Origin of the sequence: Flavobacterium sp. (genome assembly GCF_017744675.1) — a bacterium.
Classification (GTDB): domain Bacteria; phylum Bacteroidota; class Bacteroidia; order Flavobacteriales; family Flavobacteriaceae; genus Flavobacterium.
The window spans coordinates 43,652-66,688 of the sequence record NZ_JAGIAV010000003.1 but is presented as its reverse complement, the minus strand read 5'-3'; the positions used below and the strand labels follow the sequence as shown (position 1 = coordinate 66,688).

Sequence of the window (23,037 nt, the reverse complement as noted above, 5' to 3'; positions counted from 1 at the left end):
TCTGTGTCATGTATTTTAATTTTTCTGTTATGTGCTTATTAATGAAGTATCTAACCGATTCGATTGGATACTGTTTGCTTCTATTTATAATACTCTTTCAAATGTTTTTTCAAGCTCGATTGCTTTTGGAAATAAGATATTGTTCTCTAGATGAATATGCTTTTTTAAATCTTTATCAAATTCTTCCAGCATGGCAAAAGCGGCTTTGTAGGTGTTGCAAGATTCAATTGGTGGCGTATAATTGTTGGTTAAAGCCGCAATTCTTTTAAAACGTTCTCTTTCGGTAATGTGATCATCTTTTAGAGTTGAAATAGGATTTTCGATAGATAAAAAAGGCGGTGTTTCCAGCTCTGTACCTTTGCTGTGTGCAATTTTCATTTTTTTAATAAAAGGAAAAATAACCAACTCTTCTCTTTTCATATGAGCTGTTAGATCCAGTATCGATTTTGAAAAAATAATATGAATCTCGTGAAGCTCAGGATGAATAGCACCATGAACACCGCATAATTTATCCAAATATTGAAGAATAATGGGGGATTTTTCTTCAACATATTTATGATGGGTTTTGGCAATATAATCGGCAATCATGTCTGCAGTCCAGCTTTTGTAATCAAAAGACTGGTTAGCAGAACTGCTTCTTGCTTTTTGGATATGTTCTATAAGAACACTTTCTTCAATATCTCTTTTTCTGCACACTTCTTCGATTGTACGATGCCCTTTGCAGCAAAAATCAATATGGAGTTTTGTAAAAATGGCTGCTGTTCTAAAATCATCTGCGACAATTTCACCAATGGTGGTTTTGCTTGTTAGTTTCATAATAGTGGGGGTATAGATTAAACTTTGGTTTCAGCACATTTGTTTGTTTGCCGCCGTTTGACATTGCTTTATAATAAGCAGTGAGGCTGCAATCATGTTCGAAAATTCTATAAACGGAATCGTAATTTCGTGTGTTTTTGTAAGCAAAGCCGCCTCATCATGCAGGGCTTTAATTTTGACAAAAGCCAACTCGGCATCACGTTCTTCACTAGTGTAAAATGAGGTTAGCAGTTTTTGCAGTTCTTTTTTTAGTGCTTCAAAAGCAAGATAGTCATCGACCCGATGTGCTTTCGGAAATTTGGGGATTAATATTTGGGATGAAAAAACAAATTCTGCAATTGTCTTGTCTACATTTTCTGAAGCTTGATGAGCAAATACTACAGCTTCAAGAAGTGAATTTGATGCTAGACGATTCTTTCCATGAAGTCCTGTTCTAGCGCATTCGCCAATAGCATATAAATTTTTGAGAGAAGTAGCACCGTTTCGATCTACTTTAATTCCGCCACATTGATAATGAGCAGCAGGAACAACTGGAATTAAATCTTTTTCTGGTTTTATTCCCAACTCATTGCAATGCGCAGCAATTACGGGAAATTGAGCATAGAATTTTTGAGCATTTAAATGTCTGCAGTCTAAGTAAACATGGTGCTTTCCGCTTATTTGAAGCTCTTTGCTTATAGCATTTGAAACCATATCTCTTGTAGCCAATTCGCCTCTGATATCATATTTAAATAAAAATCTTTTTCCTTCTTCATTTATAACATGAGCGCCAAATCCACGTACAGTTTCTGAAATTAAGAACAATGGGTTTTCATTTCCCGAAAATAAAGCCGTTGGATGAAACTGAATATACTCCATATCTGTAATTTCTGCTCCCGCACGAGCCGCCATGGCCAAGCCATCTCCTGTTGCAATTTTAGGATTGGTTGTATTTTCAAAAAGTTGTCCGCATCCGCCTGTACTTAAGACAATAGTTCGAGTTCTCATGTATTTGATGCGGTTATGTTTTTTTTCATAAAAGAAAACTCCGGTACAAGTAGTTTTAGCTTTTTTTGTTTCGGTATTCAAATCAAGAACCATATGATTCTGTAAGAGCTCAATATTGGGCATCTTTTTGATAATTTTGAGCAGTTTACGCTCAATTTCCTGTCCGGAGCTATCTTTATGATGTAGTATTCTATGTTGAGAATGTCCGCCTTCTAGACCTAAATCCCATTGGCCTTTTTCATCTTTGTCAAAAGAAGTTCCAATTTCGATTAATTCTTGTAGTCTTTCGGGAGCTTGCTTAATAACCATATTCACAATTTCTTTATCACAGAGACCGCCTCCTGAACGAAGCGTATCATGAATATGTTTGTTAAAACTGTCTTTTAAATGATCTGTAACGACAGCAATGCCGCCTTGTGCCAAACGGGTATTAGTATTTTTTGCTGCTTCTTTGGTCATTATAACAATAGATAAATCGGGACGTTTTTTTGCTATTTTCATCGCAAAAAATAATCCTGAAATACCAGAACCTATGATCAATATATCGGTTTGAAGCATGTTATTTTGATTTAGCGTTATTGTTTCTATGAGAGTTCAAGCATCCTTTGTATGGGTTTTAGAGCTTGTGTTCTCAGGTCTTCTTTTACCAGCATTTCTGGTCTTTCATTTTTAAGGCACAAATACAGTTTTTCGAGTGTATTCATTTTCATAAAAGCACATTCGCTGCAGGCACAGCTGTTGTTTTCTGTGGTAGGAGCCGGGATCAGTGTTTTCTCGGGTACTGCTTTTGCAAGCTCATGTAGGATACCGGCTTCTGTGGCCACAATGAAAACGGCAGTAGGATCCGTTTTAATGAAATTAATAATTCCCGAAGTCGAGCCAATATAATGTGCTGCTTTTAAAATAGGGCTTTCAGATTCTGGATGTGCTGCGATTTTTGCAGTCGGATTTTTGTTATATATCTCAATTAGTTTGTCTAATGAAAAGGCTTCGTGCACAATGCAAGAGCCTTTCCATAAGACGAGTTCGCGTTTGGTTTCTTTTTGAAGATATTTGCCTAAATTTTCATCTGGAGCAAATAGAATCTTTTGTTCTGCAGGAATGGATTCAATTATTTTTTTGGCATTTGCCGAAGTGCACACTATATCGCTCATGGCTTTTACTTCGGCAGAACAGTTAATATAAGTAACCACAACATGATCAGGATACTGTTCTTTAAAAATTTTGAAATCTTCTGAAAGGCAGCCATCAGCGAGAGAACATCCAGCGTTCCAATCGGGCAATAGTACTTTTTTATTTGGGTTTAAAATTTTTGCTGTTTGTGCCATAAAATGAACTCCAGCAAAAACAATAATATCGGCATTCGTATTTTGAGCTTTTTTAGCCAATTCTAGACTGTCTCCAATAAAATCTGCTATTTCCTGTATCTCCTCATTTTGATAATAATGAGCTAGGATAATAGCATTTTTTTCCTTTTTCAATCGGGTTATTTCCTGTATTAAAAAGTTCTTGTCCATTGGTTGGTCTTTTTTTGCTTCTAAATGCGTGAAGTAAATTTTAGGTTTTGATTTTAGTTTAATCTGAAATGCTTTAAGCACATCATTTTAATAGGGTAAATGTATTATCATCATTTTTTTTAAAACATGATTCTAATCATACTGTTTTATATTTGTTTTTATATGTTATGCGGTTAAACTGTTTTTGTTTACATGCATTTGGAATAAAGAAAAAAGCCTGAAAGAAAAGATTTGTTCTCTTCTTTCAAGCTTAATTTTTGAAAATTTTCGGGTTTTATTTTGCGTCTATCAGCGTAAGCGAAACTCTTCTGTTTTGCGGTTTGTTTTCTGCTGGAGTATTGGGAACCAAAGGTTCGCTTTCCCCTTTTGAAAATAAATGCATGCGGTTAGATTCTATGCCTTTATTCTGTAAATAATCTGAAACAGCTTGTGCTCTCTTCATTCCGATTTCAAGATTACGTTCTTTGGTGCCGATATCGCAAGTATATCCTGTGATATTTAAGTCTGTATCTTTATTCGATTTTAGAATTTCAGCAATTTGGTCTAATCTTGTTGCTAGCTCCGGAGTTACGTTTGTATTTCCAATTTCTTGGAATGACAGAGGCTTCTCGATGTATGTTCGTTCCGTTTGCGTTAGTTCTTTTTTAGCAGGCGGAGTTTCGACAATTTTTTGCTGAACTGGAGGTGCTTCCTGAACAGGTTCTCCTTGAGTTGCCGTTTCTGTTTTTTCTTGTTCCGGTTTTGGTTCCGGTTCTGGTTTATTTTTGCCTAACATAAAGCCTAATTTCAGCTGAACGCCCGCAGAAAAATAACGGCTTTCTTGAACAATTTTTCTGTTTCCGCTTGTGCCATTTGCTTGAATATTATCAAGTCCGTTCGGATTATACGCAACGATATTGACATCTGTAGTCTCTTTTGCCAGTTCTGTCAAACCATAATCGAGATATAAACCCGTGTAAAGCTGCGTTTTTTCTTTTAATTTGAAAGTAAGGCCCGTTTCAACACTCAAAAGAAAAGAAGGATCTAAGTTTACTGTTGTTTTATCCTGCCAGTTGGTGACTTTACCAAATCCATGAGAAGGCAGATCATCAACTAAAAGATTCACGTCAGGGTAGTAGCCGCTCAATTGCAGTTCAGACGCTGAGGCTTTTACAGTTTGTTTTCCTGGAAACAGAATTTTTCCCCCAAATCCAAAATACAATTGTGTCTGAGGTGCAATTAAAGTTCTGTATTGCAGCATAAGCGGAATTGCAGCAGAAATAAAATGCTGGTCTTCTTTGTAATTGGTCGGAGTTACCTGATATTCAAATGCAGATGTCTGATCGTCAACTTCATAAGTTGAAATTGTTGTTCCATTGTCCAATTCAAAACGGTTTTGATTGTACATGACATCAACTCCAGTCGAAATACCCCAATGGCTGCTGAAGAAATAGGTGTATCCAATACCTATCCCTCCGCCAAATTTGAGTTTGCCATCTCCAAGATTGCTATCGTAAAGGATTCCCGATGGACCTCCATTAATCTTAACATTAATTTCTTGTGCTTTTATCGTGACATTAAATAATAGTAGTATCGCTATCGTCGTTTTAATTTTCATTTGCTTGTAATTTTAAATTAAATCTCATTTTACTTAACCAATAAGTTGATCGTTTTTAATTGACCGTCAGCCAGTTTAAGAACTACAATATATAAGGCTGTTTGCGATGGAGCGATAATTTGATTGATAGGTTTTACATTCGAAATAGTCTGAACTAATTTTCCTGTAATGTCATAAATAAAAACCTCAGATCCGTTTAATTGAGATTCGCTAAAACCACACTCTAAAGTAAATTCGCCACCAGGTTTAACTGGGTTTGGATAGATTTTGATTTGCTTAGTAAAAACGATTCCAGTAGCCTCGATTGGACAAGATTTGATTGAGTTTCCATTTTTATCTTTTGCAATCACGTAATAACTGCCGTTTAAAGGCTGGATTTCGCTATAATATTGGCGTGTTGCACCAGAAACAGCCGCTCCGTTTTTATACCATTGCCATGCCACAAAGTTGTTTGATCTGTTATCAAAAAACAGCGTATTTGCCCATTGTTGAACCACAAGTCCAGACTGGCTTATTTCAATTGGCTTAACAACGGCTATAGCAGGATTATGGTTTTGATCACCGTTTTGTAAAGCTGTAACTGTCGTGTTTCCAGATCCAGATATGGTTAATGTTGTTCCCGAAATTGTACCCAAAGCTGTATTTGCAATGGTATAAGAAATCGGTAAGCCGCTGTCTGCAGTTGCTGTTAGATTTACGGTATTAGAAGTGGAACAGCCAAATTCTAATGTCTGATTCCAAGTGATCGTTTGGTTGGCTTTAATAATTTCAAACTCTGCGCCAGTAAATACAATTATATAATCTGAACCAGCATTAATTGTTCCTAGCTTGATGTTATATTTTCCAACATTTTCACCAGAATCTCTCGTAAGGAGACCAGTAATGATAGAATTTGTATCTCCGTTGGCAAATCCTAGAGCAGTATAATTAAACACGGGATCTGCTGTGCCATATACTTTAGTACGTCCTGCTGTCGCAGTTATAGTAAGAGTATATTTTTGTGTTGTAAAACTAACTTCGTTTCCATAATTGATAACGCCATTACTATTTACGGCATAAGTTCTAACATAATAGGTTCTGTTTCCTCTAAGTCCAGATAAAGTATTTGTAAATGTTCCTAACGCAGCCGTAACATTTATTTTAGTATCTGCTGTAGTAGGATTTGCATGCTGGGCATATACAAAACCAACTTCTGTTAGACATTCTCCCTTATCTGAATTAATTCCATTAGAAGATGCTGTGCCAGATAGCGATGCTCCATTAACAGTTACTCCAGATACAGCTAAAGTATTTAAAGTAACAGGATTTGCAGGTTGGGATATTTCAACTGTTGCCGTAGCTGTACAAGAATTGGCATCTGTAACGGTTACAGTATAGCTTCCAGCTGTTAAGCCAGTTGCAGTTGCAGCAGCTCCTCCAGAAGGAGACCAAGAGTATGAATATGGAGTTGTACCGCCAGTTGCGTTTACAGTTGCCGATCCGTTATTACCGTTAAGGCAAGAAACATTTACCGATGATGTGGTTAAAGATAAAATAGCTGGCTCTGTAATTATAATAGTATTTGTAGAAGAACACAAATTTTGATCGGTAACCGTTACGGTATAAGTTCCAGCAGTAAGTCCAGTTGCAGTTGCGGCAGTTCCTCCAGAAGGCGCCCATAAATAGGTGTAGCTGCCTGTTCCTCCAGAAACAACTACATTAGCAGTACCGTTACTGCCTCCGTTACAGCTTACATTGGTATGAGAATCTGTTACTGAAAGGGCAGAAGGTTCTGTTATTATGATTGTTTTTGTAATGAAACATCCATTTGTATCGGTAACCGTTACGGTATAAGTTCCAGCAATGAGTCCAGTTGCAGTTGCGGCAGTTCCTCCAGAAGGTGCCCACAAATAGGTGTAACCGCCTGTTCCTCCAGAAGCAACCACAGTAGCAGTACCGTTACTGCCTCCGTTACAGCTTACGTTGGTATGAGAATCTGTTACTGAAAGGGCAGAAGGTTCTGTTATCTGAACAGTTTTTGTAATAGTACATCCGTTTGCATCGGTAACTGTAGCGATATAAGTTCCAGCAGCAAGTCCAGTTGCAGTTGCAGCAGTCCCTCCATAAGGTGCCCATGAATAGGTATAGCTGCCTGTTCCTCCAGAAGCAACTACAGTAGCAGTACCGTTATTGCTTCCATTGCACGTTGCATTGGTATGAGAATCTGTTGCTGAAAGAGCAGAAGGTTCTGTTATTACAATCGTTTTTGTAATAAAACATCCATTCGCATCTGTAATTGTAACGGTATAGGTATCTGGACCTAATCCAGTTGCTGTTGCTAAAGTTCCGCCCGAAGGAGACCAAGAATAAGTATAATTTCCAGTTCCCCCAGAAGGAGTTACCGTTGCTGTACCATTATTTGCCTGATTGCATAAAACATCAGTTTTTGATATTGTTGCCGTAAGTAAAGCTGGTTCTTGTATAAGTACTGTTGCAGTGGTCTGACATAAGTTAGCATCTTTTATCGTAACTGTGTAATTTCCAGCAGTAAGACCAGTTGCAGTTGCGGCAGTTCCTCCAGTAGGAGACCATAAATACGTGTATGAACCTGTTCCTCCTGTAACGCTTACAGTTGCAGATCCGTTTGAGCCGCCATTACAAGAAACATCGGTTTTGGATATTGACGTAGTTATAGCGTTTGGTTGTATAATAGTAAAATTTTGTGTTTTTGTACACTGGTTTGCATCAGTTACTGTAAGCGTATATGTTCCAGCTGTTAAGCCAGTTGCTGTTGCGTTTGTTCCTCCATAAGGTGCCCATGAATAGGAATAAGCTCCAGTTCCTCCAGTTACATTGACTGCTAAAGATCCGTTAGAGCCACCAGGACAAGTCACATCTGTTTGTGAAGTTTTAGTTATTACAATTGCTGGCGGTTCTGTAATTGTAAAGTTTTTTACAATAGAGCATCCATTACTAGCTGTAATAGTAACTGAATAACTTCCAGCAGTAAGATTATTTGCAGTATCGCTATTTCCTCCAGAAGGAGACCATGCATAAGTAAATGGGCCTGATGCTCCAGATGGAATTACAGTCGCAGATCCTGTGTTGTCACCATTACATTTTACATTTACTTGTGCAGAAGCGGCAACTAAGGTATTGGTTGTGTTTATTGTAAAATTTTTGGTAATAGAACAGCCATTAGTATCGGTAATGACACAACTGTAATTGCCAGCGGCCAAATCTGTTACTGTTTGCGTAGTGCTTCCTTGGCTCCATAAATAGCTATAACCTCCAACACCTCCAAATGGTGTAACAGTAGCTTGACCACCAGTAGAGCAAGTAGCATTTATTTGAGATGTGGTTGCGCCTAATGCCGAAGGTTGATTAATAGTGAAATTTTTAGTAATATTACAACCATTAGAATCCGTAATTATGCAACTGTAATTACCCGCTGCAAGTCCTGTAGCTTCATTAGCGGTTCCTCCAGATGGAGACCATAAGTAAGTATATGTACCACTTCCTCCGCTAGGGTTTACAGTAGCTTTTCCTGTCGCACTGCCATTACAAAGAACATCTGTGCTTGATGTAGTAGCATCTAAAATAGCTGGTTCTGAAATAGTATAACTTCTAGTTGTTTGGCAATTATTAGCATCTGTTACTGTTACGGTATAAGTTCCGGCTGCGAGACCTGTTGCAGTAGCAGTAGTTTGAACAGGATTTGTATTCCAAGAATAAGTATAAGAAGGAGTTCCTCCAGTTGGTGCAACTGTTGCAGTACCGTTAGAACCTCCATTGCAGGACACATCCGTTTTGCCTCCTCCAGTTAATGCGCTTAAAGGTGCAGTCGGCTCTGCAATAGTATAGCTTCTAGTTGTTTGGCAAGCATTAGAATCTGTTACCGTTACGGTATAAGTTCCAGCAGCAAGACCTGTTGCAGTAGCAGTAGTTTGAACAGGAGTTGTATTCCAAGAATAAGTATAAGAAGGGGTTCCTCCAGTTGGCACAACTGTTGCAGTACCGTTAGCGCCTCCATAGCAAGATACATTGGTTTGACCTCCTCCAGTTGCTGCACTTAATACTGATGCAGGCTGGTTAATAGCAAAGGTTCTAAATGCTTGGCATCCATTAGCATCTGTTACCGTTACAGTGTATACTCCCGCTGCAAGACCTGTTGCTGTTGCTGCAGTTCCTCCAGAAGGCGCCCACGAATACGTATAGCCAGGAGTTCCTCCAGTTGGTGCAACCGTTGCACTACCATTACTGCCTCCTCTGCAGGATACGTCGGTTTTACCTCCTCCAGTTAATGCGCTTAATGCTGATGCAGGCTCTCCAATAGTAAAGCTTCTAGTTGCTTGGCAATTATTAGCATCCGTTACAGTTACGGTATATGTGCCTGCTATAAGGCCAGTTGCCGTAGCAGTTGTTTGAACAGGAGTCGTACTCCACGAATAGGTATAACCAGGAGTTCCTCCAGTTGGTGCAACTGTTGCAGTTCCATTACCGCCTCCCTTACATGACACATCTGTTTGGCCTCCTCCAGTTAATAGGTTTAAGGCTGTAGTTGGCTGACCAATAGTAATATTGCTTATTGTGAAACTGCAGTTATTGGCATCTCTTATTGTCACAGCATACGTTCCTGCAACTAGTCCTGTTCTATCTTGAGTTGTTGGTCCATCACTCCAGTTGTAAGTATATCCTGGTGTACCTCCAGTAGGCGTGAGATCAATAGAACCATTAGATCCTCCATTGCAAGAAACATTGTTTATAACTGTGGTTCCGCCTAGTGCAAAAGAAGACTGATTAATGGTAAAGGCAAAAGGTTTTGTACATCCATTAGCATCAGTAACAACAAGGTTATATCCACCAGCAGGAAGTCCCGTTCTATCTTCAGTAGTTGGTCCATCATTCCATGAGTAAGTGTAAGGGCTAGCTCCACCAGAGGGAGTAAAGTTTATTGCTCCTGTACTTTCTCCATAACAGGCAATATGAGTTATAGATGCAGTTCCATTTATTATTGGTGGTTGTGTTACAGAAATCGCGTTTATAGTTTTTGTACAGCTATTAGCGTCGGTAATTGTAACAGAATAAGAACCTGCTATAAGTCCCGTTCTATCTTCAGTAGTTACTCCATCATTCCATGAGTAAGTATAAGGGCCAGTTCCTCCAGAAGGAGTAAGGTTTATTGCTCCTGTATTACCTCCATTACAGGATACATTGGTTATAAATGTTGTTCCGTTAAGTGCTGCGGAAGGCTGACCAACCACAATATTATTTATTGTTGCACTACAATTATTAGAGTCGGTAATAGTAACAGAGTAAGTGCCAGCTACAAGTCCTGTTCTATCTTGCGTCGTTATTCCACCGCCCCAATTATACGTGTAAGTTCCGGTTCCTCCAGTAGGAGTAAGATCTATTGCACCATTATTACCTCCATTACAAGATACATTTGTAATATTAGTTGTTCCAGATATTACAGTATTTTGAACTGTTACAAAGTTTTTTGTAATCGATGTTCCTTCATTATCAGTTATTAAAACAGAATAATTATTTGGAGCTAAACCGGTAGCTGTAGCTCCTGTAGCGCCGTTAGACCATGTATAATTATAAGGAGGTTTACCACCTGAAGGAGTCACTGTTGCTGTTGCATTATTAGCACCATTGCAAGCAGCTGTTTGCGATTGTGTAGCAGATAAAGCTGCATTAGTCAAAAATGAAACAGTATTTCCATAACCGAATCCAACTGAATTTTGCGCATATGCTCTATAATATATTATTGTTCCAGGAGGGAGTCCCGTTGTATTTACAGTAAACGCCCCTGTACCATTAGTTACAGCTGTTGATAAACGTGTTACACCAGCGCCATTAATTACAGGATTTGTTGTTAATGACCATACAATACCTCTATCTGCAATACTAGTATCACCGCCATTATCGTTGTTGCCTCCTAATGCGGCTGTAATTGCTCCATAGTCGCTTACGGGGGTATTTGTGGTTACTGTTGGAGTGGTAACTCCATTTGAAAATGTAAAATTGTCAATTGCAAAATAATCGTAGTTACTACTCAATTGAATTTCTAATTGATCAATAACTTGATTTGTATTATCAGAACCACCTTCATTGGCGAAATTTACGTAGGTAAATCCATTTCCGGGTAATGAAGTGCCTGTATTTGCTCCAGATGTATTTCTAACTACTGTAAACACGGTGCTTCCTGCGAGTTTTCCTCTGAAAGTTATAGAACCTGGTGCAGAGTTGAAAGTTACACCAGGATTTTGTGCAGAATTACCACTTACATATATCCAAAAATTGTTTATCTTAAAATTTCCTGATGAACAGCTAATAATTCCAGTTTGCCCCATTGTTTCTTGATTTAGGCCGTCATTTACTTGTATGTATTTCGCGCTTCCATTATAACCATAATTACCAGCGGGACTTGCAGTTACAAATCCATATGTAGTCGAAGATGTTAGAACAAAAGTCTTTCCATTACTAGAAAAGCTTGAAATACCTGTCTGTATGCTTTCAAATGTTTCGGTTGTCTGCGAATATATCTTTGGTATCGCAAAAATTAGAAACATCAATGATAAGTAGAGTTTTTTCATAAATTTTATTATATTAAATTGTCAAACACTATTCTTGAATGATATTTTAGCTTATATTTCAAACATTAAACTATGTTATAAATATGTATAAGCACGAACTTACAGTTATTGTCAATTCTATCATTGCATCAATAAGTAATGACGAACAAATACATTGGGCAAAAGAACTTTCTCTTTTTTATCAGAGAATCCTTGAAGGAAAGCATCTGAGTGATAATGAGGTTATTGTAAAAGGAGGTGTCGCATTATCAAGTTCTAGTGCAGCAGATTGTGTAGATGATTATCTGCGTACGACTAATTTTATAAAAGGTGTTTTTAAGGCTTTAAATAGTCTTGATGTTCTTTTTCCCGAAAGAAATATTAATATACTTTATGCAGGTTGTGGTCCTTATGCAACATTAATATTGCCTTTGCTTCCTTTGTTTAATAAGGAGAGGATAAAAGCCGTTTTAATTGATATTAATAAAACTTCGATTGAATCGGTACAGCAAATCATTTCTATAATCGGTCTTGAAAGCTATAATCTTCGATTAATAGAAGCAGATGCAACCACCTATATAATTCCAAAGGATTTTGAAGTTGATCTTGCTGTTTCTGAGACTATGCATTATGCCTTAACCAGAGAACCTCAAGTAGCCATTAGTAGAAATATAATTAAACAATTACCTCAGCATGGAATATTTATTCCACAGGAAATTAAAATTGATTTAGTTTATACTTTCTTTGATTATGAACCATCTTTAAAAGTGGATATAAACGGAATAAAGGGCTACAAAAATATGCAGCCCTATATTTACAATGTATTTGTTGATAGATTATTAACAATAAACAAAGAACATTTTGTTGGAGATAACCTAGTTTCGAAAATTGAAACGGATTATTATTCACTCCCTATTGAATTTAGTAATTTTCCTGATATATGTCTTTTTACTGAAATAAAAATATTTGAAGACATCGAATTAAAAACAGCGGAATCTTACATTACTAATCCTTATTGTATAGTTTCAATGTATAGTATTAAGGATTATCCACAGATTCAATTTATATATGATTTTAGCGAAATGCCTAAATGGACATATAAATTTAAAAAATGATTTATTAATTTCTTGAAGGATATAGTCCTTGAACGCAAATTATATAATTTATCGCTAAATAGGGTTGCATATTATTTACCGGAATATTGCTTCCAACATTAACTGTTGTAATCGCACTTGTTAATTTAACACTTGGTGTTGAAGTTGCAAAACCTAACGTTGGTGTAAAGACTCTTGACACTACAGATCCAGGTGTCGCAATAGATGAGCCATCTATAGGTGTTGAGTCGGTAGCTTGAGCGCTAGTTACGGCCACCGTAGCAGGACCAGAATGATTGTGAGCTGGTAAGTTATTTACTAATAGTGTATTATTTGTAGTACCTCCTGTTTCTCCAAGAGTAAAATTAGTTCCAGACGGACTAGTTCCTTGTCCAATAGGCACAATTCCTTGTAAATTAGGCAAAGCAAAGGTAGTAGTTCCATTTCCTCCATAAGTTGTGCCTAGAAGCGAAAACAAAGCCTGGTTTTGTGCAATAGACAATATTTGACCTGCACAAAACATGTAGTTTTTAGGGGCAAAATTTCCCGCAAAAATTTTAATTACACCAAGATACTCATCCATGATTTTAAGATTTAAATGGTTAATGTTAGTTTTTAGTTTGTAAATAATTTGACAGATTTTAATTTTTTACATGATTAGATCTGACAGCTTTTTTTTACATTGCTAAATTACTGTATATAAATCATTTAAAAATAAGGGTTTTTACGGGTTTTCGTAAAAATGTGCTTTTTGTGGCGTTTTGAGAATTATATTTTTAAAGCGAAATCAAAATTCTTTTGATTTTGTGCATAAAAAAATGCGGTAATCCATTACCGCATTTTCTAATCTAAATTTAACTTGAGAAAGTTAAACCTTTGTTTTTGAAACTGATATAAAGTTCCTGTCGTGCTGAACTTATTGTTTCTTCGGTTCTGTAGATACTGCACCAAAACTTGATTAAAAGTTTATATTTTCCATCAGAAATTGAGCTGTAGTATATTTGTGATGGTTTTGAATTGTTTACTAACGGAAGATTAGCAAGTGTTTCATTCACCACCAAATTAATTTCCTCTGGAATGGTTTCGCCATTGATTTCAAAAGTTACTTCGACCAATTTGAAATTATCAGTATACGTCCAGTTGGTAATATTTTGAGATAATAAGTTACCATTCGGAATAATAATCTCTGCACCATTTGGAGCATTGATTTTAGTCGTACGCAATCCCATAGATTTGATACGGCCAGATTCTGAACTAATTTCTACAACATCGCCAACTTGAATAGGTTTGTCGAAAATCAAGATAATACCTGATACGAAATTGTTCACCACATTCTGGAGTCCAAGTCCAACACCGACACCTAAAGCGCCCAAAAGAATACTCAGTTTGTCTAAAGGCATTCCAGAAGCTGCGACTGCCAGCAGATAACCGCTTATTAAAACAACTAATCTCGTAATTAGTAATTTTGAATGCTGCCTTTTATTGATATTTTCTTCATTTTCATCATCAATTTCTCCAAAGAAATAAGCAACATATTTTTGGAGTAAATGAGCTGCCCATATAATGATAAAGAATAAAACGATATTGCCTAGGGTAAATGTAATGCTTCCAATCGTATTTGGATGGCTTAACAACTTCGCTAAAGAACCGCGAAGCGACTCCCAGATATTCAAATTTGAAGCAATTACAATCAGCCACATATAACTGATTACAATGATAAAGGGCTTTTTTAAAGTGTCTGATAAATTTTCATAATCAAACATTTTTTCAATTCCTCTTTTAACCCTAGTAGTGTAAATTTGAAGCAGAATAATTTCTAAAATAATCTTCAAAAGTACACTTAAAGCAACAATTTGAGTAAGCGATATAAAAGCTGTTAAACTTAACATGTTAGAAAGTGAAACTCTTCCAAATAAATTGTAAAGTATAGACAAGATATTCAATCCAATAAAAAGGATACTTGCCCATTTAAAAAAGCCTTTTATATAAAGTTCTTCTTTAAGTGTTTTAATCTGAACCAAACCGTAACGAATTCCTAAAATATTAATTGCCACAAAAGCAAAACGCTGTAATAATCCGATTGTGATAAACAAGTCCAAAAAGCAAAGCGCAAAGAATAATCCGAGAAGAAAAAGCCAGTTTCTCATAGCAACTCCAGACCATTGGTTTTTGAAAAGAAAAATTAAAACTCCTAAAAGAAAAAGCTGAATCAATTCTAAAAATAGAGCAGGAGCATATAAATTGGTAACCACTGCAATGTTTAATGCAATCACTAAAACAGGCAATAAAACACCTCGATTTAAGTATTTAAAATTTAAAAGCTTCAAGTTTTCGGCATAACCATTTGTCTTAAGATATTTGATATTTCGAGAGATATACCAAAACAAAAGTCCCATAAAGAAGCAAAGTGTAATAAGTCCGCCAGCCTTGTAACTTAAGTAGTAAGCCGCAACATTTTCTTCAATTATAATCTTGGCTCCAATATTATGCGTTACTCTTTTCTTTGCGACAGAATCGGTAATCTGCCATAGAGATGGATATTCTTTCTTAAAAATGCTAATTCCAGATTTTTCTAAATTGCTTTCAACAGTAGCCAAAGCATTAGAAACTGAAATTTTTCGTTGTACAGTTAGTCTTTTTTTATTGTTTAAAGTAGTTTGGTTTGTGGTCATCAAACTATCAGTGGCAACGTATCTTTTTCTAAGACTGCCAAATTCTTTCTTAAACTGTTTGCGACGAATGGTGTCTTTTAATAAAGTAATTAAAGTCTTGTCTTTGCGCAGGTCAATTACACGTTTCTTAATATTTTCAAGATTCAGATTTCGCTCATTGATCGCTTTGTTCTGTTCTTCCAGTTCCTGCTGGATTTCCTGCAATACAATGCGATACATCTGTTGGTTTCGCACATTCGGATTTGCCCCTTTTAAACTGGCTAAAATTAAGTCCAATTTACTTTCTGTGCGTTTCATTTCGCCAAAAAGATGGCGCGTATCTCCTGCAAAATCAATATCGTTATAGGCAGATTCTAATACCTCTCCGGCTTTCTCAATAGCCATTAAGTAGTCGCTGTCTGTTGCTGTAGTGTCGTTAAATAGTCTTCCGCGGCTTTCTTTTTTGGAGACTTTTTGTTGTTGGGAGTAATTAAACTGAGAGGATAAGAGAAGTAAAAATAGGGATAAAAAATAAAAGTTTTTTTTGCTAATAATCATAATTTAAGGGCTTATTAAAGGAGCCCAAATTTAATTTTTTTTAAAGGACTTTACCGTTAAGAAAAATTAATTTTATAAAAAATGAAGGCCATTTTATTCGAAAATTTTAATCCAGATTTCGGGATGAAATTTCGTGCTTAATTTCTTTTAGTGAATTGGAATTGGTAATAACAACAGATGCTAGAGAGAAAGGAAATATCATTAGAGAGAAAAAACCTTTTTTTAAGAATAGGAATGCAATAATGATAAGGAGCAAAATGGCAACTAGAATCAAGATCTTAATGGTAGCCTGAATTGTTTTCTGTGTTTTTAACAGTTCTTGAATGCTCATTTCGCTTGGTTTCTTTGCTTTCATTTTATATTTTTACTTTAGAATTACAACAAATTTTAATTAAAAAACATTCCAAAACAATAGGTCAATTTTTTTTGACTACTCTGCAATAATTATGGAAGAAACAGAAACTTGCCCAGCACAAAGACTTTTAAAAATGCTATCTGGTAAATGGAAGGCAGAAATTTTTCGATTAGCTACCGAATCGCCTTTGCGTTTTAATAACTTATTACGTCAAATTCAGGGCTCAAACAAGCAATCTTTGGCTACAGCCTTGAAAGAGTTAGAAGAAGAAGGTCTTTTGGAAAAAGTGACAATTAAATTGAAACCTTTACATATCGAATACAATTTGACAGAAAAGGGAAAGGCTTTAATTCCTGTTTTCCTGCAATTGGAAGGATTGTCATAAAAGAACAGGAATTGTTTTTTTAGGAAGATAAATCCAGAAAGTAGTGCCTTCGCCTGGTTTACTGCTAAAATGTATTATTCCGTTGTGATTTTCAATAATGCGTCTGCAGAGTGCCAATCCAATGCCATTTCCTCCATATTGATCTCTTTCATGGAGACGCTGAAACATGTCAAAAATTCTATTTGAATATTGGCTGTCCATTCCAATTCCGTTGTCCGAAATTGTAATAGCCTCGTAATTTTCAGCACCTACTGGCAAGTTTTCGTCGTTAGGTATATCTTGATAAGAGACCGTTACACAAGGTTCTGCTGTATTAAATTTAAGCGAATTGTTGATTAAATTATAGAATAGCTGACGAAGCTGTGTATCGAGACCTAAAACTTTCGGAAGCGGATTTATATTAATTATGGCATTTTTTTCTTCAATAACGAGACTTAAATCTCCTAGAACATCGATCAGGATTTGATTAAGGTCAACCTCTTTAGAATATTGCTCCTGATTGTCAATTCTGGAGTAATTAAGGACATCGGTAATTAAATTGGACAATCTTCCTGCTGCGAGTGTAATTCGGTCAAAATAATATTTTTTCTTCTGATCTTCACTTAAATGTTCTCCCGCACGAGAAAGCATAATCATGATTTTTCTAAGTGGTTCTTGAAGGTCATGACTGGCAATATAGGCAAATTGTTCCAGTTCTTTGTTTTTAAAACGCAGTTTAGAGTTGGCACTTTCTAGCTCACCTTGAATTAATTTTAATTCGGTATTGTCTTTTAATGTCTCCACCATCATTTTCTGCGCGTTGATGTCTACAAAGTAAACTAGCCAGCTGTTGAAGCTTCCATCTTCAGCCTTATTTGGAACAATAGAAACTAGGTGCCAAATATAGTTTGAGCCACTCTTAATTCTAGTTTCTCCCAGAAAATCAGAGCGGTTTTGTTTGGCTTTGTTCCAGCCTTCTAAAATGGCATCAATATCTTGAGGATGTATAAAATTGATTAAAGTTTTACGATCAAAAGTAAGTAAAGGCAGTTCTAGATAATTTTCTAGAGATTCGTTAACCAATAAGACATTATTGCGTTCATTTAAAACACAAATTAAAATCGGAATCGTATTGGCTAATTGTTTGTATTTGTTTTCACTTTCAGCCAGTTTCTCAGAAAGGGCAATTAATTCAATATTTTTTTTCCTAATCTCATCATACGGAGATAAAGGTGGCTCAAATTTAAAATAATCTATAATGCTTTTTATCTTCGTTTCAGATAAAAGGCCTGGAGCCGCAATAGGCTGACTGATTTTTGTTGTCGATTGATTGTTTGAATAATCGTATTGTATGTTTCCTGAGATTTTAGAAGCATAGATAAAAGCTTCAGGACTGTTGCTTTTCAGATCTGCATCGTCTGTAATGATAGCAATAATTTCTTTTTGAGTCGCTTTTATAATATTTAAACCTAAGACCAATAAAGAGTTTGTTCCTTTTGCAATGGCAGATCGGGCAACCTCAGATACAGCAGTCGAAAATCGGGTTTGAAATGAAGAGGCCATACCGCACATTTCTGCAATTTTCATACAACGTTTATGAGCCAATATAAGGTCCATTTCGTTGTCTAGATTTATTTGTATGATCTCTTTTATCATTTTCAATTTATTTTACCAACCAAAATTGTTGCATCATCAGTCCCTCTAATGTTTTCCTTAAAAAGTGCCGATGCTATTATGCCAGGACTTTGCTTAAAAATAGAAGTTAGTTCATTTAAATTCCATCTCGTTCGCAAACCATCACTGTGCATAACAACAATCTGATGCTTTTTATAAGGCACAATTGTATTATTCAAAGTACGCGGAATATTATGCCCAATAATTCCATTATAAGGAGTATAGGTTTTGTTTTCTAATCCGTTATAAATACGGGTGTTAATATTGCCTATACCACAAATATTCCACACATTTGACTTATAATCTACTGAGGCTATTGTAGCAACCAATCCTCTGGTTTTTTTTACTTTTAAATGTATGTCTCTTAAAATAGCTGTTGGATCTTCATCTACAGTTTGTCTAAAAGCCTTAATTGCGGCTTCGACTGCTTCATTGGCACTTTCCCCATGCCCTAATCCGTCGCCTACAAATATCTGAAAACCTTTGCTGTTTTGTTTTATATAATACCCATCTCCGCAAAGTTTTTCACCTGGATAATTGACAGCTATAGTTGCATAATTTAAACCATTTTTTGTTTGAGGAATAATGAGGTCGGGTTTTTCGCAGATTTTTACATACTGTACGCACCCCCAATTTTTCATGGAATAAATCTGAAACTCGTTGCTCAATCTTTTGATCGAGCCTAAACCGTGGCCAAGAGTGTTAGTAGACGAATAGCCATCATTCATAATTTTGGCAACATTATCAAAACCTACACCTTTGTCTAGACAGTAGATTTCGATTTCATTGTACTCTCCATTCAGATGTGCGCGGTAAAGCAGTTCGCCACCATTTGCAAATTTCATTAAGTTTGAGGTCAGTTCTGCTACAATAATATCTGTTTCGGCAGCTCTATGTGGGGTAAAGCCCAATTGAAGGGCAAGATTGTGTATTTCTCTTTTTATAAAAGCAATGAGACTTCTGTCATCTATTTTATAAGTGGAAAACGTATTATCCATTTTTCCATTTTGTTATAGTAACGGTGGTTCCGTTTCCTAGTTCTGATTTAATGTCAAATTCATTGACAAGTCTTTTTGTTCCTGGCAACCCCAATCCGAGACTTTTTCCTGTACTGTATCCATCTTTCATTGCCAGTGATATATCGGCTATTCCGGGGCCATTATCAATAAAAGTGACTCTTACGCCATTCTCTCGTCCGTTGCTAACAGATTCAATAATGACTTTACCGCCGCCGCCATATTTCAAAAGATTACGCACAAGTTCGCTTGTAGCCGTTATAAGTTTGGTCTGATTTAAAATGCTCATTCCAATCTTTACGCCATATTCCTTTACACGATTACGCAGCGGTACAACATCCTGCTCTTTTAAGATGAGGGCTTCTTCTTTACTATTCGTTATCGTCGTCATACTCCAGCTCTTCGTTATCGCTTATGTGCATTTTTGAGCGAAGTAAATCCATGCCTCTTTCTACGTTTAAGGCACTTATAACTCCATTTAAAGATAATCCAAGTTCTACTAACGTAATAGCAACTGCAGGCTGCATTCCTACTACAACGGTCTGTGCATCTAATATTTTTGACATCACAGCAATATTTCCAAGAATTCTTCCCATAAAAGAATCAATAATAGAAACTGCCGAAATATCGATTAGCACACCTTTTGAACTATGTTTACTAATGGTATTTATTAAATCTGATTCAAGATTTTCTGCCAGCTGATCATACAAATCTACTTGTATGGTAACAAGCAGAAAATCTCCCATTTTTAGTATAGGAATTCTTTCCATATAAATCTTAAATTCTTTATTCTACAATTCTCTTTCTTTTCACAACAGTTAATTGAAGCATTTCGAAAGCTGTCTGTAAGGCACTTGCCAATGATGCTTTGGTAGTAATTCCGCTAAGGTCAATTCCTAAGTGCACTACAGTTTGTGCAATTTCTGGGCGAATACCGCTAATAATACACTCAGCTCCCATTAAACGAGTTGCGCTTACCGTTTTAATAAGGTGTTGTGCAACCAAAGAATCTACAGCAGGAACGCCCGAAATATCCAAAATAGCAATAGAACTTCCCGTGTCAACGATTTGTTGTAGAAGGCTTTCCATTACAGTTTGTGTTCTTGAGCTGTCTAAAGTTCCAATAATAGGCAAAGCAACGATACCGTCCCAAACTGTAATTACAGGAGTAGAAATTTCACTAATCTCATCTATTTGTCTAGAAATCACATCTTCTCTTCCTTTCATAAAAGCTTCAAAAGTCATGATCATCATATTGTCTAAGATTGCGTTCAATTTTAGATTGGCATCATACAATACGGCAGGCTCTTTAATTAATTCAGAAAGAATTTGAGAGGCAGCTTCTTTAAACGAAAGCAAATATTGCCCATTTTCTCTCGGTGAGAAACCTCGTTTTCCTCTAGAAGAAGCGATTCCTACAATAAGATCCTCAACTTTTTCAAACTCTTTAGAGTCTTCAGATTTGGCCAATGCATTTAAAAAGAGAGAAGCAAATTCTTTAGACTCTTCTTCTTCCATCGCTCCATCCTCAGATCCATTACTCAAAAGAATTTGAGACCATATCGTTAATAATTTGTTTTCGTGCTCTTTTAAGACACCTAGTACGTTGTTTTGCATTTGCTTTTTGCTTTAAAATTGGAATTTTCTCTCTCAAATATATAACTTTAAATTGTATAAGAAAGAAATTATTAAATTGAAAATTATTAATAAAAGTTATTTTTTCTTTTATAATGTTCTCTTTCTGAGCTTTTATTCACAGTTACTTAAATTTTTGATAAGAAAAATAATTATGTAAATAAAACATTAAATTTAAAATTTGAAAGTTTTATCTTGTGTTTTTTAAAATATTTGTAATATTAAATTTAATTATTTAGACATCGTAATTATTTAACAAAATGAATATAAGATTTGTAAAATTTTCTCTGCTATTTGTTCTTCCATTTTTTTTTCAATCCTTTTCAAAAGAACCGATTCATAATTTAATTGAAACTAACGATTCCGATAAAAAAGTCGAAATATACCGCAAAAGGGCTTTGGAATTGAAAGATTCAGATTGGAACAGTGCCATAAAATATATTGAGCTTGCCGAATATGAGGCCAAAAAAACAAAAGAGCCTGATTTTACTTTAGCTTCTATTTATGTTACTGCGGGAAAAATGTACAGTTCAAAAGATGTTTTGGACATTGCTTTGCAGTACTATATTAAAGCTCATGAAATTTATAAGGATAAAAAAAAGGGAGATGAAATTTCAAAATTAGAAAATAATCTTGCTATTATTTATTCGCAAAGCAATGATAAGAAAAAGGCTTTACAGTACTTTTTTAATGTTCTGAGCTATCAAAGAGCCAAAAAAGATTCTATAAAACTAGTGAAGGTTTTAAATAATATAGGAACAATTTATCAAAAAAGAAATCTTGACTCTTCAATATATTATTACAAAGAAGCTTATGCTTTAAATAAACAGCTAAAAGACAATAACCTAAAAATTTATGTTTGTACCAATCTAGCGCAGGTCTATGGTTTGAAAAAAGATCAAAATAAAGCTCATTTATATTATGACGAGGCTTTTTCTCTGGTATCTAAAACAACCGACAATGCAGTAAAGGCTTTTTTATATGAATCTTTTGCAGAATACAGCCTTAAAGAAAAAAACTTTGATGCAGTAATCCAAAATGCCCAAATAGCATTAGAATTAAATAAAAATAAAATATTTAGTTTTTCAGGTTTAAAACTTAATAAGATCTTGTCTGAAGCCTATATCAATAAGCAAGATTACAAAAGCGCAGTTCGTTATTTTCAGAAATACAATAGTATAAATGATAGTTTAGATATCGAACAAAAAGCTGTAAATCTGGAAAGAATCAGGCTGGAACAGGATTATAAAGTTCGTACACAAATAAAGGAACTAGTAGAAGAGCAAAAGCGTTCGAGATTATATGTAATTGGTTTGGTACTGGTTATTGGCATTTTAATTTTAGCCATTCTGCTAATTAAATACCGAAATCGAAACATTAGCAACCAGCTTGAAAAAGAGATTTTAAAAAGAAAAGAACAAGAACTCAAACAAAATCTTGATGCTAAAAACATGGTGCTTATAGGTAAGGCCATGTCTGAAATACATCGAACAGACAATATCAATGAAATTTTAGTTGATCTTAAAAAGATTAAACTTAAAACCCCCAATAAAGAACTTCAGCAAGCTATTGATATTGTTTTGAAACGATTAGAAAAAAATCTCAATGTCGATATATGGAAAGAATTTGAAATTAGCTTTGAGCAGGTTCATAAATCTTTTTTTGATAAACTGTCACAAGATTATCCTTTGCTGACTCCAAAGGATAGAAGATTGTGTGCTCTTTTATATCTCGATTTAACTACAAAAGAGATATCTCAAATTACAGGGCAATCATTCAAATCTATCGAAAATGCCCGAACAAGACTCCGAAAAAAGTTCGATTTAACCAACGAGAAAGTAAATCTATCTACTTATTTAAACTCCTTTAAGCCTGATTAAGTTTAAAATTAGTTTTGGATTAATTTGTTGATAATCTTTATTTTAAAATAAAATGAGTGTTTTTTTAGAAGGCTTTTTTTCCTGATGAGTGTTTTTGCAATAGTCCATTTTTATTGACGATTAGAGGGCTGTTCTACATTTACCAAACTATTACAAAAAAATAAGTTTGGATGAACGCAAAGGAAAAAAAAGAAATGGTAAAGACTTTGGAACAGCTTTTAGAAGAAACTGAAACCAAAAAGAAGGCACTTTTAAAAATTGTCCAAAAATTAAGCAAAGCAGCTGCTAAAAATCAAAAGCCAAAATGATTTTTAGCAGCTGCTTTTGCAATTA

17 protein-coding genes are annotated in these 23,037 nt (G+C 35.4%); 4 read left to right on the top strand and 13 right to left on the bottom strand.

Features of this window, described 5'->3' with window-relative positions; genetic code table 11:
- Positions 1-84: 84 nt before the first annotated feature.
- From ric to J7574_RS09080, 5 genes are all read right to left on the bottom strand, one after another.
- Complete coding sequence (ric, locus tag J7574_RS09100) at positions 85-816, bottom strand: iron-sulfur cluster repair di-iron protein (RefSeq protein WP_290967265.1); 732 nt, start codon at positions 814-816, stop codon at positions 85-87.
- A 30-nt stretch (positions 817-846) separates the two neighbouring features.
- On the bottom strand, positions 847-2,361 hold the full coding sequence (nadB, locus tag J7574_RS09095; protein WP_290967264.1) for an L-aspartate oxidase: 1,515 nt from the start codon (positions 2,359-2,361) through the stop codon (positions 847-849).
- 26 nt (positions 2,362-2,387) lie between these two features.
- Positions 2,388-3,320: a quinolinate synthase NadA gene (nadA, locus tag J7574_RS09090; protein ID WP_290967262.1), complete on the bottom strand. Its 933-nt coding sequence runs from the start codon at positions 3,318-3,320 to the stop codon at positions 2,388-2,390.
- A gap of 274 nt (positions 3,321-3,594) precedes the next feature.
- The gene (locus J7574_RS09085) at positions 3,595-4,917 is read right to left on the bottom strand and encodes an OmpA family protein (RefSeq protein ID WP_290967260.1); all 1,323 of its coding nucleotides are present in this window, start codon (positions 4,915-4,917) and stop codon (positions 3,595-3,597) included.
- Positions 4,918-4,946: 29 nt separating this feature from the next.
- Positions 4,947-11,498 (bottom strand): MBG domain-containing protein, encoded by a 6,552-nt coding sequence (locus J7574_RS09080; protein ID WP_290967259.1) that lies wholly within the window; start codon positions 11,496-11,498, stop codon positions 4,947-4,949.
- An 83-nt stretch (positions 11,499-11,581) separates the two neighbouring features.
- On the opposite strand from J7574_RS09080, the gene J7574_RS09075 reads away from it, so the two are divergent.
- The gene (locus tag J7574_RS09075) at positions 11,582-12,592 is read left to right on the top strand and encodes a hypothetical protein (RefSeq protein WP_290967257.1); all 1,011 of its coding nucleotides are present in this window, start codon (positions 11,582-11,584) and stop codon (positions 12,590-12,592) included.
- A gap of 4 nt (positions 12,593-12,596) precedes the next feature.
- Here J7574_RS09075 and J7574_RS09070 read toward each other — a convergent pair whose 3' ends face one another.
- From J7574_RS09070 to J7574_RS09060, 3 genes are all read right to left on the bottom strand, one after another.
- Positions 12,597-13,154, bottom strand: coding sequence for a phage tail protein (locus J7574_RS09070; RefSeq protein ID WP_290967255.1), 558 nt, complete (start codon positions 13,152-13,154; stop codon positions 12,597-12,599).
- Between the two features lie 271 nt (positions 13,155-13,425).
- Complete coding sequence (locus J7574_RS09065) at positions 13,426-15,780, bottom strand: mechanosensitive ion channel domain-containing protein (protein ID WP_290967254.1); 2,355 nt, start codon at positions 15,778-15,780, stop codon at positions 13,426-13,428.
- Positions 15,781-15,886: 106 nt separating this feature from the next.
- Positions 15,887-16,135 carry a redox-active disulfide protein 2 gene (locus J7574_RS09060; protein WP_290967252.1) on the bottom strand — a complete coding sequence of 83 codons (249 nt, stop codon included), beginning with the start codon at positions 16,133-16,135 and terminating at the stop codon, positions 15,887-15,889.
- A 91-nt stretch (positions 16,136-16,226) separates the two neighbouring features.
- On the opposite strand from J7574_RS09060, the gene J7574_RS09055 reads away from it, so the two are divergent.
- The gene (locus tag J7574_RS09055; RefSeq protein ID WP_290967249.1) at positions 16,227-16,520 is read left to right on the top strand and encodes a helix-turn-helix domain-containing protein; all 294 of its coding nucleotides are present in this window, start codon (positions 16,227-16,229) and stop codon (positions 16,518-16,520) included.
- On the opposite strand, the gene J7574_RS09050 is transcribed toward J7574_RS09055, so the two are convergent.
- The 5 genes from J7574_RS09050 to J7574_RS09030 are packed head-to-tail and all read right to left on the bottom strand — an operon-like array spanning position 16,515 to position 20,806.
- Positions 16,515-18,155, bottom strand: a complete 1,641-nt coding sequence (locus J7574_RS09050; protein ID WP_290967247.1) for an ATP-binding protein — start codon at positions 18,153-18,155, stop codon at positions 16,515-16,517. The genes J7574_RS09055 and J7574_RS09050 overlap by 6 nt on opposite strands.
- A 2-nt stretch (positions 18,156-18,157) precedes the next feature.
- On the bottom strand, positions 18,158-19,171 hold the full coding sequence (locus J7574_RS09045; protein WP_290967245.1) for a SpoIIE family protein phosphatase: 1,014 nt from the start codon (positions 19,169-19,171) through the stop codon (positions 18,158-18,160).
- Positions 19,164-19,580 carry an anti-sigma regulatory factor gene (locus tag J7574_RS09040; protein WP_290967243.1) on the bottom strand — a complete coding sequence of 139 codons (417 nt, stop codon included), beginning with the start codon at positions 19,578-19,580 and terminating at the stop codon, positions 19,164-19,166. Before J7574_RS09040 ends, J7574_RS09045 begins: the two co-directional genes overlap by 8 nt.
- A complete protein-coding gene (locus J7574_RS09035; RefSeq protein ID WP_290967241.1) occupies positions 19,561-19,959 on the bottom strand; it encodes an STAS domain-containing protein in 399 nt (132 codons plus the stop codon). Before J7574_RS09035 ends, J7574_RS09040 begins: the two co-directional genes overlap by 20 nt.
- A 16-nt stretch (positions 19,960-19,975) precedes the next feature.
- Positions 19,976-20,806 (bottom strand): STAS domain-containing protein, encoded by an 831-nt coding sequence (locus J7574_RS09030; protein ID WP_290967239.1) that lies wholly within the window; start codon positions 20,804-20,806, stop codon positions 19,976-19,978.
- 560 nt (positions 20,807-21,366) lie between these two features.
- Between J7574_RS09030 and J7574_RS09025 the strand changes: the two genes are divergently transcribed.
- Positions 21,367-22,704: a hypothetical protein gene (locus J7574_RS09025; protein ID WP_290967237.1), complete on the top strand. Its 1,338-nt coding sequence runs from the start codon at positions 21,367-21,369 to the stop codon at positions 22,702-22,704.
- Positions 22,705-22,874: 170 nt separating this feature from the next.
- Positions 22,875-23,012, top strand: coding sequence for a hypothetical protein (locus tag J7574_RS09020; RefSeq protein WP_290967235.1), 138 nt, complete (start codon positions 22,875-22,877; stop codon positions 23,010-23,012).
- The last annotated feature ends 25 nt before the right edge of the window (positions 23,013-23,037 follow it).

Excerpts from the sequence above, each read along its gene's own strand:
- J7574_RS09050 (WP_290967247.1), bottom strand. The coding sequence starts at position 18,155 with ATGATAAAAGAGATCATACAAATAAATCTAGACAACGAAATGGACCTT.
- nadB (WP_290967264.1), bottom strand. The coding sequence starts at position 2,361 with ATGCTTCAAACCGATATATTGATCATAGGTTCTGGTATTTCAGGATTA.
- J7574_RS09045 (WP_290967245.1), bottom strand. The coding sequence starts at position 19,171 with ATGGATAATACGTTTTCCACTTATAAAATAGATGACAGAAGTCTCATT.
- J7574_RS09085 (WP_290967260.1), bottom strand. The coding sequence starts at position 4,917 with ATGAAAATTAAAACGACGATAGCGATACTACTATTATTTAATGTCACG.
- nadA (WP_290967262.1), bottom strand. The coding sequence starts at position 3,320 with ATGGACAAGAACTTTTTAATACAGGAAATAACCCGATTGAAAAAGGAA.
- J7574_RS09065 (WP_290967254.1), bottom strand. The coding sequence starts at position 15,780 with ATGATTATTAGCAAAAAAAACTTTTATTTTTTATCCCTATTTTTACTT.
- J7574_RS09060 (WP_290967252.1), bottom strand. The coding sequence starts at position 16,135 with ATGAAAGCAAAGAAACCAAGCGAAATGAGCATTCAAGAACTGTTAAAA.
- ric (WP_290967265.1), bottom strand. The coding sequence starts at position 816 with ATGAAACTAACAAGCAAAACCACCATTGGTGAAATTGTCGCAGATGAT.
- J7574_RS09075 (WP_290967257.1), top strand. The coding sequence starts at position 11,582 with ATGTATAAGCACGAACTTACAGTTATTGTCAATTCTATCATTGCATCA.
- J7574_RS09040 (WP_290967243.1), bottom strand. The coding sequence starts at position 19,580 with ATGACGACGATAACGAATAGTAAAGAAGAAGCCCTCATCTTAAAAGAG.
- J7574_RS09055 (WP_290967249.1), top strand. The coding sequence starts at position 16,227 with ATGGAAGAAACAGAAACTTGCCCAGCACAAAGACTTTTAAAAATGCTA.
- J7574_RS09070 (WP_290967255.1), bottom strand. The coding sequence starts at position 13,154 with ATGGATGAGTATCTTGGTGTAATTAAAATTTTTGCGGGAAATTTTGCC.
- J7574_RS09035 (WP_290967241.1), bottom strand. The coding sequence starts at position 19,959 with ATGGAAAGAATTCCTATACTAAAAATGGGAGATTTTCTGCTTGTTACC.
- J7574_RS09030 (WP_290967239.1), bottom strand. The coding sequence starts at position 20,806 with ATGCAAAACAACGTACTAGGTGTCTTAAAAGAGCACGAAAACAAATTA.
- J7574_RS09020 (WP_290967235.1), top strand. The coding sequence starts at position 22,875 with ATGAACGCAAAGGAAAAAAAAGAAATGGTAAAGACTTTGGAACAGCTT.
- J7574_RS09080 (WP_290967259.1), bottom strand. The coding sequence starts at position 11,498 with ATGAAAAAACTCTACTTATCATTGATGTTTCTAATTTTTGCGATACCA.